This is a genomic window from Microbacterium gubbeenense DSM 15944, from assembly GCF_000422745.1.
Lineage (GTDB): Bacteria > Actinomycetota > Actinomycetes > Actinomycetales > Microbacteriaceae > Microbacterium > Microbacterium gubbeenense.
In genome coordinates this window covers 1-13,566 of record NZ_AUGQ01000034.1, presented here as the reverse complement: position 1 = coordinate 13,566, position 13,566 = coordinate 1, and the positions used below count along the sequence as shown (strand labels likewise).

At 68.6% G+C, this 13,566-nt stretch carries 10 protein-coding genes and 1 pseudogene; all 11 read right to left on the bottom strand.

What is annotated here, in order from left to right; translation table 11 throughout:
• Positions 1-225: pseudogene (locus G510_RS18050) on the bottom strand (ISL3 family transposase); the annotation flags it as partial.
• A 186-nt stretch (positions 226-411) separates the two neighbouring features.
• Complete coding sequence (locus G510_RS16855; protein WP_036323310.1) at positions 412-2,160, bottom strand: ABC transporter ATP-binding protein; 1,749 nt, start codon at positions 2,158-2,160, stop codon at positions 412-414.
• Positions 2,157-3,902, bottom strand: a complete 1,746-nt coding sequence (locus G510_RS0112490) for an ABC transporter ATP-binding protein (protein WP_084644376.1) — start codon at positions 3,900-3,902, stop codon at positions 2,157-2,159. The genes G510_RS16855 and G510_RS0112490 overlap by 4 nt, the downstream gene beginning before the upstream one ends.
• Positions 3,889-4,896 (bottom strand): ABC transporter substrate-binding protein, encoded by a 1,008-nt coding sequence (locus G510_RS0112485; protein ID WP_157560621.1) that lies wholly within the window; start codon positions 4,894-4,896, stop codon positions 3,889-3,891. Before G510_RS0112485 ends, G510_RS0112490 begins: the two co-directional genes overlap by 14 nt.
• Before the next feature lie 8 nt (positions 4,897-4,904).
• Entirely contained in the window at positions 4,905-5,948 is a 1,044-nt protein-coding gene (locus G510_RS0112480; RefSeq protein WP_029153890.1) for an ABC transporter substrate-binding protein, read from the bottom strand.
• Positions 5,949-6,004: 56 nt separating this feature from the next.
• Entirely contained in the window at positions 6,005-6,844 is an 840-nt protein-coding gene (locus G510_RS0112475) for an ABC transporter ATP-binding protein (RefSeq protein ID WP_029153889.1), read from the bottom strand.
• The gene (locus G510_RS0112470; protein WP_029153888.1) at positions 6,841-7,920 is read right to left on the bottom strand and encodes a FecCD family ABC transporter permease; all 1,080 of its coding nucleotides are present in this window, start codon (positions 7,918-7,920) and stop codon (positions 6,841-6,843) included. The genes G510_RS0112475 and G510_RS0112470 overlap by 4 nt, the downstream gene beginning before the upstream one ends.
• Positions 7,917-8,978, bottom strand: a complete 1,062-nt coding sequence (locus tag G510_RS0112465) for a FecCD family ABC transporter permease (protein ID WP_029153887.1) — start codon at positions 8,976-8,978, stop codon at positions 7,917-7,919. The genes G510_RS0112470 and G510_RS0112465 overlap by 4 nt, the downstream gene beginning before the upstream one ends.
• Before the next feature lie 9 nt (positions 8,979-8,987).
• Positions 8,988-10,841: a siderophore-interacting protein gene (locus G510_RS0112460; protein WP_029153886.1), complete on the bottom strand. Its 1,854-nt coding sequence runs from the start codon at positions 10,839-10,841 to the stop codon at positions 8,988-8,990.
• 358 nt (positions 10,842-11,199) lie between these two features.
• Entirely contained in the window at positions 11,200-12,159 is a 960-nt protein-coding gene (locus G510_RS0112455; protein WP_169562634.1) for an ABC transporter substrate-binding protein, read from the bottom strand.
• A gap of 157 nt (positions 12,160-12,316) precedes the next feature.
• Positions 12,317-13,321 carry an iron-siderophore ABC transporter substrate-binding protein gene (locus tag G510_RS0112450; RefSeq protein WP_029153884.1) on the bottom strand — a complete coding sequence of 335 codons (1,005 nt, stop codon included), beginning with the start codon at positions 13,319-13,321 and terminating at the stop codon, positions 12,317-12,319.
• Positions 13,322-13,566 lie beyond the last annotated feature (245 nt).

Genomic DNA, 13,566 nt, shown 5'->3' with positions numbered 1-13,566 from the left:
CGTCGTGGGTCGGTGTCCGAAGGGTTCGTGCGCGAGCCTGCGCACCACCGTGTCCCGTGGCGTCCCCTCACATCCGCAGTGCTGGCACCACTGGTCTGGTTCAACGACTCGGCATTGGAGCATCGCTCGGTCGGGTTCCAGGTGTTGTCCGACGGCTTGGAGACCGAGCTCGTCGAGGCGGCAGAACGTGGTCAGGCAGGGCGCATCAAAAGTAGGGTGGGACATGTCGAGGTCTTCCGGGTGGGCAGTGTAGGAACTTCCATCTTCAGGGAGACCTCGACTCCTACACGGACAGCGACGCGCTCAACGGACTACACCCTCGTTCGAGAAGAGCCCCATATGGCCGCCGGCGACCGGGAGGTCTCCTCAAGACGGGCGTTCGGTGCCTTGCGCTGCACGGTCGGCACGTATTCACCTGCCCGTGACGGCCTGCCGTCCGGGCTCCGACGCTCGCCACAGTCGCGCGTAGACGCCGTCCGCGGCGAGGAGGTCGGCATGGGTGCCGACCTCGGCGATCCGGCCCTGCTCCATCACGATGATCCGGTCGCAGGCGGCGGCCTGGGACAGCCGGTGCGCGATCACCAGCCCGGTCCGCCCCTCCAGCACTCGTTCGGCGGCACGGTCGAGGACGCCGGCGTCGGCCGACCCCGCCTCGGCGGTCGCCTCGTCCAAGATGACCATCTCCGGGTCGGTCAGAATGATCCGGGCCAGGGCGAGCTGCTGGGCCTGTGCCGAGGTCAGCTCGTCTCCGGCAGCGCCCAGAGTGCTGTCGAGGCCATCTGGCAGCAGATCGAGCAGACCGGCTGCACCGGTGGCCTCCAGCGCTGCCCGGATGTCGTCGTCTCCGGCCTGCGGAGCCGCGAGAGTGAGGTTCTCCCGCAGCGTGCCCGCGAACACGTGAGACTCCTGGGCGATCATGGCGGTGTTCCCGGGACGCAAGACGGATCCGCTCGTCGGAGCGTGGATGCCCGCCAGCACCCTGGCGAGGGTCGTCTTCCCCGCGCCGGATGCGCCGACGACCGCTACTCGCTCCCTTGTCCCGATCGAGAGGTCGACGCCGTGGAGCACCCGCTCGTCGGCGTAGGCGAAGGTCACCTCGCGCAGCCGGACCTTCGCCTCCGTCACCGCCGGAGTCTGCTCGGTCCGCTCGTCGGGGTGATCACCGTGTCCGGGGCCGGTCATGGTGATCACCCCGACGATACGGCCCAGTGACGCGAGCGCCGACTGCAGCACGTCGACGACCATCAGCAGCTGGTTGATGGGGCCGAACAGCCGCAGGAAGAACAGCATGGCGGTTGTGGCCGCGCCGATGGTCGAGTGTCCGGCGCTGATCAGCAGGTAACCGGCGGCGAGGATGCCCGCCATGCCGAGGTACTCGGCGAGGTTGAGGCGCCCGAAGAACATGTTCTGCACCGTGCGGGCTCGCAGGCTGTGGCCGACGACGGCCCAGGAGGCCCCGATCACCGTGTCGTGACGGCGTTCGCTCAGCCCGAAACCGAGCACGGTGTCGCGTCCGCGCAGCGATTCCAGAATGTGCTGGGCACGCTCGCCCATCGCGGCGCGCTCGGTCTGGTAGACGGGCGGTGCGGTGGAGAGATACCAGCGCAGGGTGAGGACGTAGACCGGCAGCGTGACCGCAAGCGCCGCTCCGTAGCGCCAGTCGAGGGCGGTCATCCCGCCGAGGGTGACGATGATCGTGAACCCCGCGCTCGTCAGCGCCGGGACCACCCGAGGCGCGGCGTCGGCCACCTGGGCGACGTCGTCGCTGGCGCGGGCGAGGAGGTCGCCGGTGCCGGCCCGCTCCACGACGCCCTGCGGCAGCGTCATCGCCCGGGCGACGAGCCGTTCGCGCAGGTCGGCCAGGATGGCCTGGTAGGCACGGGCGGCCAGCACGATCGTCAGTGCGATTCCTACGGCACCGGCGACGGCGGCGCCGACCGCCGCGACGGTGATCATGGCGACTGTGCCGAAACCTGCGGCACCTGCCTCGATGAGGTCGACGAGGGCGCCGAGCATCGCGGGGAAGAGCAGCCCCAGTGCGGCCGAGAGCAGGCCGAGGCCGATGGCAGCGGCGAGCACGAGCCGGTGCCCATGGCTCGCCCGTCGCAGCTCTGTCCAGATCTCCCGAGCCCCGGCGATCGGCAGGATCGACGCGTTCACGGCACACCCGCCGTCGCGCGGCGCAGGTCGACGACGCGATCGCATCTGCTGAGCAGGGCCGGTGACGACGCGATGAGGAGCGTCGACCGTCCGTTCCGGATCTCGCGCAGGCGGTCGGCGATGGCCGTCTCGGTCACCGCGTCCACCGATGTCGTGGGGTCGTGCAGCACCAGTACCGGCGCGTCGACGGCGAGCGCTCGCGCCAGGGCCACACGCTGGCGCTGCCCGCCGGAGAGACGGTCGCCGTTCTGGCCGACCTGGCGTTCCCGGCCGCCCTGTGCGACTGTGGAGAAGTCGTCGCACGCCGCGGCCGTCAACGCGGCCCGTCTGAGTCCCGGCGGGGCGCCGGGCACGTCGAGGTTCTCCGCGATCGTGCCGCTGAACAGCACGGCCTCGTGCGGTGCCACCGTCACCCGCGATCGGTAGACGGACCGGTCGAGCTGCCCTGCGGCGATGCCGTCGATGAGCACGCGCGTCTCCCCGGCCTCCGGGTCGAGCAGGGTCGCGACGATGCGCGCCGCCACTCGATCGTCGGCGTGGACGCCCACGAGTTCACCCGGCTCCACCCGGATCTGCTCATCGTCGTCGAGGCGGAGCTCGACCGGCGGCAGCGCGGACGGGGCGGCCGCGTCGGCGCCCAGCTCGTTCGGAGGCGCGGGGCGGACCGAATCCGCCAGGAGGTCGAGGATCCGGCCGCCAGAGGCGACGGCGGTGGCCCACCAGGTGACCGTGTCCGAGGTCAGCATGTTCAGCGGCGGCAGCAGCACCTGGGCGAGGCCGACGACGGCGATCAGCTCGCCGACGCTGATCCGTCCGTCGACGGCGAACCACCCGGCCAGGCCCGCGACTGCGGCGACGAAGGCACCGCTGACCCCGTTGCTTCCGGCAAGATACCTGCCCAGCGCGCCGACGCTGCGGTGCGCGCCGGAGAGAGCCGCACGGCTGGAGCTCCGATACCGCCTGGTCGCCTCGTGTTCGGCACCGACGCCCTTGATCACCCGGTAGCCGGCCACCAGATCGGTGGCCTGCCCCACCGCCGCCGCGAGCAGCGTCTGCGAGCGGTGCCTGCTGCGGGCGAATGGGCCGCTCATCGCTCCCATCGCCGCCACGGCCACGGGCGCGCCGATCGCGACGGCCACGCCGAGCGGCCAGTAGATCACGAACAGCGTCACGGCGATGAAACCGATCCCCACCAGGCTGCCGATGGGGAACACTCCGATCGTCACGGCCAAGGACAGCCCCGAGACGTCGTTGGTCGCCGTCGACAGGACGGCTCCGTCGGCCTGTCCGATCGTCCGATGCCGCGGATGCAGTGCAGCTGCCGACAGCATCGAGCGCAGCCGGTGCTGCGTCAGCTGCACGGCCCGGGTGGAGAGCAGAGCGGCGAAGCGGAACCCCAGTGACAGCATCAGGAAGTCCAGGCCGAGCACGAGCAGCCAGAACCCGGTCTGCCTCATGTCTCCACTCGCCAGTCCCCGGTCGATCGCCAGCCCCATCACCACGGGGACCAGCGCCTCGCCGACCTGGTGGACGGTGGACAGGAAGGCGGCGGGGAGCGTCAGCTGCCGAGCCGCGAAGATCGTCCTGAGCGTGAACCGCCGTGCCGTCGTCCCCTCGCCCGACGTCGGCGGTGCGGCGACGGGTGCCTGTCGCGGCGGCCGGCCGAGCACCGGCAGCCAACGTGTCAGCTGCCCTCTGCCCAGACCGGCGGGATCGTCGCCGCGTCGCCTATGGATCGACATGCACAAGCACCTCGTCCTCGAGCCGGTCGAGATACTCTGCGGCATCCGAATAGCTTCGGATATTGGCGTGGACCTCGTAGACGTCTCCTGCCTGGGCCGCTGGCAGCGCCTGGAACAGGCTGTTGCCGAAGACCTCCTCCAGCGGCGGCCACGTGCTTCCGTCCGCGTTGGCCGGGGTCAGGATGATGTCGGCCCCGCCGAGATACTCGTCCACGTATTCGAGTGAGTAGTTCCCGTAGCCGAAGGCGGCACGTTCCTCGCCCGGCTCCGGAACCTCCGGAGCGATCGCGACACCGAGGTCCCTCAGCGTCGCTCCGATCTCACCGGTCTGGAACAGAACGGCGAACTCGGCATCGCCGTCACCGGCGGTGATCGCGGCCCACTGGCGGTCGAATATCACCTCGGCATAGGACCGTTGCAGATCGGCGATCGTGGTCTCATATGCGTCGCGCGAATTGGCCAGTGCGTCCTGCGCACCGGTCGCATCCGCGAGGCCGTCGACGACCGTCTGCCAGTCCCCGCGACTGTCACCGAAGTAGATGGCCGTCGGCGCGATAGCGGACAGCTGCTCGTAGACCTCCTCCTCGATCTCGTAGGCATCGCCCACGATCAGGTCCGGCTCGGCAGCGGCGATGGCCTCGTAGTTCAGCTCTCCGAACGATCCGACCGTCTCCACACCGTCGATGAACGCATTCTGCTCATCGGTGTACTCCTGCGCCCACCGGCTGTAGTCCTGGGCCGCCACCGGCGTGACATCGAGCGATTGCAGCTGCCACACGGTGTTGTACGAGACTGCGGCGATGCGCTGCGGATCGGATGGAACCGTCACCTCGCCGTAGTGCGTCTCGATCACCCGCGTGTCCGCAGACCCGGCATCGTCCGGCTGCGCCGCACCGGCGGCGCAGCCGGCCACCAGAGCGAGGACCGCCCCGGCGGCGACGGCGCCCAGCATCCGGATCTGTGCCGTGTTCCTGGCTCCGCGTGCCGCGGACATGGTCGCCCTCATGCCGCGACCATCTCCTCGAGCCGGCGCGCCAGCGCGCACGCAGCACGGGCGAGCCCGTTGTTCAGCGTGAGGTCGAGGCTGTGGACGTTCCCGCTCTGGGCCGCAGGCAGCCGCCGGAACGTCGGGGTCTGGCCGAGTGCCGGGCGCTCATCGAAGGCATAGATCGCCAGCGTGTTGGCTTCGGAGACCCGGTCGAGGTTCTCCGGCGACAGCTCGTAGTAGCCGTTCTCGTGGGCTCCCGGCTCATACTGCGGAACGGCGATTCCCAGATCGGCAGCGACCTCATTGGCCTGTGACTCTGTGATGACCCACAGGCCCCCGTCGTCGAGGGCCGTGCCGAAGATCAGCGTCGTCGCGTCGAGCTGGGTGCCGGATCGGGCGCGGATCTCGGCGACGAGGTCGTTGTACCGCTCGATCTCCTCATCGACGACCTGATCACGCCTGAGCCTGGACGCCTGGTCCCGCATCGTCTGTCGCCATCCGGTGCTTCCGGACGCCACCGCCAGGACGGGCGCGATCTCCGACAGCCGTGAGTTCCCGTAGAAGTCGCCGACCCATGCAGCCTGTCGCATCACGATCAGATCCGGTTCGAGAGCGGCGATCCTCTCGTAGTCGGGTTCGTTCGTCTCGGCGAAGTCGAAGGTCTCCAGATCAGCGGGCATCAGATCGCCGAACTCGTCGAAGAGGGCTCCGTCGCGGCCGAAGAAGAAGCCGGAGGCGATGACGGGATACCCGCAGGTCAGGGCGAACTCCAGGTCGGCGCGGCCCTCGACCACGAGAACCCGTTGCGGATCGGCAGGGATCCTCCCGGAGAACTCCAGATAGTCGTAGTCGATCAGATCGTCTCCGGCACCTGCCCCCGTTCCGCTGTCGGGGCTGCATCCGACGAGCACTCCCGCCATCGTCACTGCGCCCAGCCCGAACAGGTGTCGGCGGGTGATGTCGGCCCGGTTCGACGAGCGGCGGGAGCGCAGGGTGCGTGCACGGCGGACAGAGCGCAGGGCACTGCCCGAGCGCGGCCGCGACAGGATTGCGGTCATTGGTTGTTCCTCTCTCGATGACTGCTCGACCGGGGCGCGGTGTGCGCCGCCGGCGGTCAGGCGCGGTCCCTGCCCAGCGGAACCACGGTGGGCTTGCCGACCACCGGGTCGGGGACCACGACGCAGCGCAGGCCGAAGACCTCTTCGACCAGGTCCGCCGTGACGATCTCGGACGGGGGCCCTTCTGCGACGACCGCACCGTCCTTCATGGCGATCAGGTGACTGGCGTAGCGGGCGGCGTGGTTGAGATCGTGGAGCACCGCGACGAGCGTTCTGCCTTCTCTGTGGAGATCGGTGAAGAGCTCGAGGAGATCGATCTGGTAGGCGATGTCCAGGAAGGTGGTCGGCTCGTCCAGGAGCAGGATGTTCGTCTGCTGCGCCAGCACCATGGCCACCCAGACGCGCTGGCGCTGCCCACCGGAGAGCTCGTCGACCAGACGCCCGGACAGCGGGCTCACCCCGGTGGCCTCCATGGCCTGTGCCACCGCGTGCTCGTCGTCCTCGCTCCACTGCCGCAGCAGGCCCTGGTGCGGGTAGCGGCCGCGCGCCACCAGATCGGCGACGGTGATGCCGTCGGGGGCCAGGGAGGACTGCGGGAGCAGCCCGAGCCGGCGAGCCACCTCTTTCGCCCGGTATCCTGCGATCGCCCGGCCGTCGAGTACGACGTCTCCAGCTGTCGGCTTCAGCAGCCGGGACAGCCCCCGCAGCAGCGTCGACTTGCCGCAGGCGTTCGCTCCGACGATCACGGTGAAGGACTCGTCGGGCACGGTGACGGAGAGCGTCTCGGAGATGATCCGGCTGTCGTAGCCGAGCGTGGCCCGGTCGGTGTAGAGACGTGCCGATTGCTGGCCGGAGGCGTCGATGGCGACTCCGGCACGGGTGTCTGTGGTGGTCATGTGCGCCGCCTTGCTTCGTGGATGAGGAGCCAGACGAGGTAGCTGCCGCCGATGACGACGGTCACCACACCGACCGGCAGGGATGCGGGAAGGGCATGCTGAGCGAGGATGTCCGCGGCCAGCAGGAGAAGTGCTCCCATCGTGGCCGCCGGCATCAGGGTCACCCCGGGTGTGCGAGCCAGCCGACGGGCGATCTGCGGTGCGGCCAGCGCGATGAACGAGATCGGCCCGGCCGCGGCGGTCACGGCCGCGGTGAGTGCCACGCCGGTGACGATCAGGCCGAGACGGAGCGTTTCGACTCTCACGCCCAGCGCCTTCGCCGCGTCATCGCCGAGCTCGATCTGGCGCAGTCCGGATGACTGAGCTGCGGCGACCAGCATGAGCACCGCGATCGCTACCGATCCCGCACCAGCCTGCGCCCAGGTGATGCCGTTGAGGCTGCCCGCGTTCCAAACGGCGGCGCTCATCGCGACCTCCAGGTCGGCGCGCAGCATCATCCAGGTGTTCAGGCTCGCCAGCATCGCTGAGATGCCGATGCCGACGATGATGAACCGGAAGCCTTGGACCCCCCGCCGGTAGGCGAGCATGTAGACGAGTGCGGCGGTCAGGATTCCCCCGACGAGCGCACCGGCGGCGACCTGCAGATAGGAGCCGCCGATCACGATGATCACCACCAATGCGCCGGTGAAGGAGCCGGTGGAGAAGCCGATGATGTCCGGGCTCGCGAGCGGGTTGCGGGTGAGGCTCTGGAAGATGGCACCGGAGACGCCCAGCGCTGCACCGAACACGAGCGCGGCCAAGGCTCTGGGCGCTCGCCACTCGACCACGATGAGGTTCGCCGTACCCGCCTCCTGCCCGGTCAGCGCGAGCATCACGTCGGTGAGCGGGACCGGATAGTCGCCGAGGGTGAGCGCGACCAGGGCGAGCACGACCGAGATCCCGGCCAGCACCGCCGCCGTCACCGCACTGCGCACGGCGAAGCGGCCGCGCAGCCGCCCCGCCCTGACCCGGACCACGGCATGCCCGAAGTCGACGCGACCTGGCCCGTGCCGCGAGCCGCTGAGCTGCGCACTCATAGACCGCTCGCCTTCCGGCGGCGGATCAGGACGATCAGCACCGGGGCGCCGACGAACGCGGTCACGATCCCCACCGGCACCTCGCCGGGTCGCAGCACCACGCGCCCGAGCACATCCGAGATCAGCAGCAGCGCGGGAGCGAGCACGAGCGTGTAGCCGAGGATCCAAGGCTGCGAAGGGCCTGTGATCCAGCGGGCGATGTGCGGGATCATCAACCCGATGAAGGCGATCGGCCCGGCGATCGCCGTCGCGCCGCCCGCCAGCAGGGTGACCGAGACGACGACGGCGATCCGCGTCCAGAGGATGTTGGTGCCCAGCGAAGCGGCGAGGTCCTCCCCGAGTGCGATGGAGTTCAGCGGGCGCGCGACCAGCAGCGCGATCAGCACCCCGGCGCAGAGGAACGGCAGCACAGGGAGCAGGATGTCGTAGCCGCGCCCTGCGATCGCTCCGGCATTCCAATGCCGCATCTGATCGAAGGCGGTCGGGTCCATCAGCGTCATCGCCGTGGTGATCCCGGAGAGCACGGCCCCGAGCGCGACGCCCGCCAGAGTGAGGCGCACAGGATCGGCCGGCCCGCGGCCCGCCGAGCCGATGAGATAGACGGCGACCGTGACCGCCAGCGCTCCCGCAAAGGCGAACCAGACGTATCCGAGGATCGTCCCCGCACCGAACACGGCGACGCCGATCGCCACGAAGAAGGCCGCCCCGGCGTTGACCCCGAGGATCCCCGGATCGGCGAGCGGATTACGGGTCAGCGCCTGGATGAGCGCACCTGCTACGCCGAGCGCGGCACCGACGGCGAGTCCCACCACCGTGCGGGGCGCGCGCATCTGCACGACGATGACGTGTTCTTCGACCGCCCCCGAGTAGCTGAAGATCGCGTCGAGAATCGTCGGCAGGGGGATCTGCTTGGAACCGACCGCGACGGACAGCAGCGCGACGGCGAGCAGCACCAGGAGGAGGGTGATCAGACCGATCAGCCGCATCCGGTTGGTGCGAGCCACCCCCTGGGACGGCGATGCGTCCGTGGAACGGGAGGCTGTGATGGATGAGGTCATGGGCCCGCCTCACCTCCGTGGCTGAAGGATGTAGACGGTGTTCGCCTGCCCGACGAGGTCGGTGTCCGCCACCTGCAGTCCGGCGGCAGCGGCGAGCGCCCGGTACTCGTCGTCGGTGCGCTGCCCCGCACCGTAGAGCGCGAGGTCGCGCAGATCGGCCGCGGCGCTCTCCTCCTCCGGCGCGGCGGCGTCGATCGGTGCTTCGAGGAGCAGCACCTGACCGTCGCCACGAAGACCCTGTCCGGCTCGGTGCAGCGTGTGCACAGCCTCGGCATCGGTCAGTCTGCTGAGCTGCTGCACGAACAGCACCGCATCGGGCTCGGTCTCGACAGCTCCGTTCGGCTGCTCGACCACCTGCACCCGGTTGCGGCGGACCGCGTCTCCCAGCGACTCGTCCAGCTCGGCACGCAGCGGCTCGGTCTGTGCCGGGTGGGCGACCAGGGTGAGCCGCATCTCTTCGTGGCGGCGGAGCACCTCCTGGGCGATCACGTTCCCTGCGTCGGCGTGCACCAGCAGATGGGCGACCCCGGAGATCGCGGCACTCGCCGCGAGAGCCGGGGCGAACAGCTGAGCCTGCCTGCCTGCCTGGTCGAGGAGCGTGCGCTGGAAGCTCGGGTCCTCACGCAGCCGTGCCCCCCGGAGCACGTCGGCTCGGTGGCTGCTGCCCTCCCCGCGTGCGGCGTCCAGCAGATCCGCGAACGCCAGATCCTGACGGGCCTCGGCCCCGTTCAGGTCGAGCCGGTCCGTCACCATATCGTTGGCGAGGAACTCTCCGAGCTCGGTGAGACGGTAGCGCCCTCGGGATGTGCAGGAGAGGAGCTCGACCGTGGTCAGGTACCGCAGCAGCCTTTCGAGCGCGGCGGGGGTCGAGCCGGTGCGGTGGGCCAGCCCGTCCAGATCGTCCACGCCGCGGGCGATCAGCTCTCCGATGCCCAGCGTGGCGGCGGCCCGGATCGCGAACGGCGTGGCCAGGTTCGCCATGGCCTGGAACCGGATGCCCGGGAGCTTCTCCGCTGCGTCGATGTCGGGGAGCGAGGGATCGTCCCGACGCGTGCGCACCTCGCGCCGCCGCCAGTACCCGACGTGCTGGAGCGCCTCTTTCGGCACACCGCGATCCTCCAGGAGATGCCAGCGGATCCGGCGGACCGCCTGCGTCTCGGCGGCCACCCAGGCGAAGGCGGCCCCTGGCCACCAGTCGAGCCCGGTCACGGCTTCGTGCAGCAGCTGCCCTGGTTCGGCCTCGTGCCGATGGATCCAGGTGATCGCAGCGTCTGCGGCAGTAGGCAGCTCCTGCTCGTGGAGGTGGTCCGGCACTTCGATGAGCGCCCTGACCTGGTATCCCTCCGGCAGCTCCTCCAGGCAGCGGCCGATCGCAGGCAAAGCGGTCTCGTCGCCGATGATGAGGAGCCAGTCTGTGCCGTGCGGAAGCCCGAGGCTGCGACCCGGACCAGCGATGTGGATCCGGTCTCCGACGGCGCACCGGTACGCCCAGGTGGTGGCCACTCCGGTGCCATGGCGGACGAAATCGACGTCCAGCTCCGCAGCCTCCCGATCCCAGCGCCGTACTGTGTAGCTCTTCATCAGCGGCCGCTGGCCGGAGCCGAACTCGAGCCGAGCTGCCTTCTGCACCGGCAGCAGCACCTCACTGGATCCGGGATAGGGAAAGTACAGCTTGATGTGGTCGTCGAAGCCGGTGCTGCGGAACTCCGGCATCTGAACCTCACCGGCATCGAAGGGACGCAGCTGCTCTCCGGTCAGCGTCACCCGGCGCATCCGGGAGTTCACGTCACTGACCCGCAGGACGCTCAGTTCACGGAGCGCGACCGGATAGACATCGCTGTCTCTCAGGAGCGTGCGAGCCATAGGAGTCTCCTTTCACGTACTGGTACGGCGCCCGGCAGGGCGTCTGTGCTGACCTGGGCCGGATCAGCCCGCGGTCAGGCAGGCCTCGACTTCGTCGGCGACGATGCGGCTGGCCACGAACACGCGCTCGGGATCGGTGGGAATCTCAGCAGTACCCAGCGCATGCTCGACGATTGTCGTCGATGGGTTCTCGTCGCTATCGGATGCCTCAGCGCCATCGTCACTTGGGCCGCAGGCGGTGACTGCGAGAAGCGATGCGAGACCGGCCGATGCGACAAGGGCACGCAGGGGGTGTTCGGTGAGCCATCTATGAGTCCATTTCAGTACGGGGCAGATATGAGTATCGGCTCGCCATGGTTCAGCCCATCTGACCCAAGGCTTCTCCCAGATAGCGCGCCAGATCCTCTGCGGTGAGTACGAGGCCAGCGCTGTAGCTCCCTGGCAGGTCGGCGACGTGCCCGGCCTGCACTGCCGGGAGGCGCTGCCATGTCGCAGCGTCGAAGACATCGGCGTGGTCGATGTTCTGCATGAACAGGGCATCGGCAGAGGCGAAGAGATCCAGGTTCTCCGGACTGTAGGACCATGTAGGTGTGTCATAGAACTCATCCGGATCATCGACAATGACATCGAAGCCGAGGTCCTTCGCCACCGCAACGGAGAGGCGGTTGCCATTGAGCCAGAACTCGTCGAGGCCACCGCCGAGGGCGATACTCGCGCCATCGAACCGCTCAGGAAGCCCATCACGCACCTCGGCGACGGTCGACTCGTAGCGCTCCAGCAACTCGGCGGCGGTCTCAGAGCGATCGAGTGCGGACATCTGCTCAGTGAAAGACTCCTTCCAATGCTGCGGATCCTCTGGCTCGTCGACGATATAGACGGGAGCGATGTCGGCGATCGGAACGCCCTGCTCTCCGTACCAGTGCCACCATGCCTCACTGGTGACGAGCATGTCGGGCTCGTAGGCGGCGATCTCTTCGACATTGAGCTCCTGCCGCGGCGTATGGATCTGGCCCACACCCTCGTCGAGCTGCGGAACAAGGGGACCATCGGCATCGGTCCAGTCGCTGGCGATCACCGGCCAGTTCACCATGAGGGCGAACTCCAGACCCGTGCGTGAGTCCAGGACGACGACGCGCTCCGGTTCGACGGGGATCTCGGTGGAATAGTCGTCGAAAGTGAAGGCCCTCGTCTCACCGGCGGCCGAACTGCCCGGTGAGGCATCTGCCCCGCCCTCGCCGCAGGCGGATAAGGCAAGCGCACCGACGACGGCACCTGCAGCGGCAGCGGAGCGTCTCCACCGAACACCAGAAACAGACACAGAGATCCTCCTAAGCATGATCGGTCCCGCATTCATCAGATCTTCATCGCCCCCGACTCACGTCTCCGCCCGACGCGAGCGAGCAGATGGCGCGGCATCGAGCTCTGTCTGCCTCTCCGCCGCGGCGGCCGCGTCTTTCGCAGTGCGTCTCCAACGATCACTCCAGCGCCGCAGCCATCTGCGGGACGAGCTCCTCGATGGCGTACGGGATGGACAGCACCGTGTTGTAGCTGATCGCGCCGCGCTGATCCATGGTCGCGTTGATGATCGCGTTGTTGCGCGCCACGTCGAGGCGCGTGATCAGCTCGCCATCCTCGGTGATGTCATGCTCGGGATCGTCGCTCAGCGAGATCAGCAGGTCGCCGTCGAGTCGGTCCACCTGTTCGGCGGAGATATCGACGAAGAAGGACTCTCCGTCGTCGAGCTCGGCCACAGCCTCCGGCAGCTCGAAGCCGAGCGACTCCAGGAACTGCCCACGCGCATCGCCAGGCAAGAACGCGTAGTACCCGTCATCGGACGGCAGCACGACTGTGCCCGTTCTGCCGGTGAACTCGGGGTGCTCCTCGATGGTCCGCGCGAGGAGTGCATCGACTTCTTCGCTGAGCTGGCGGCCCTGTTCAGGGCGTCCCATGGCAGTGGCGATGAAGTCGGTGGCCTCAGCCCTCGAGACCTGGTAGTCAGCGGTCCCGGCGGGACGTGCCAGAGTGGGCGCGATCTGGGCCAGCCGTTCGTAGTCGTCGTCCCCGAGCCCGGCAGAGACGGCGACGATGAGATCCGGCTCCAGAGCGGCGAGCTGCTCGAAGCTCGGTCCTGCTTCCGATTCGATCCGGACACGTTCCTCGTCGCCCACCAGATCGCGCGCCCATGGACCCAGACCGTCCTCGTAGAACGTGTAGCCGCTGTTGGCCACCGGGACCACACCGAGGGCGAGGATCACGTCAGCATCTGTGGCGCCCAGAGCGACGACCCGTTCCGGCGACTCCTCGATCGTCACCTCCCCGAAAGCGTGCTCCAGAGTGACAGGGAAGACGTCGTCCTCTCCGCCTCCTTCGTAGGAAGGAACGGAGGACGAGCCGCCGTCCCCTTGCTGGGTCGCGCACGCCACCAGCAGTGCGCACGCGACCGATGAGAGCACGATGGCCGATGTCGCCCGACGGTGCATTCGGAACATTCATCCTCTTTCAGAGCGGCGGAATTCAGCGATTCGATCTCGCGTGGTGATTCGACGGCATGGCGGTTCCGCACCTGATGTGACTCTCAGCGTGCCCCTCTGCCTATGGTGAGGCTACCCTTACTTGTCTGTCAGCTCAAACTGGCTCTTCACGAACGAGGGTGTAGTCGAGGTCTGAAACCGCCGGCTTCGAGCAGACTCCTGTCGATGTAGTGCCTCAGGTTCCGGAACCCAAG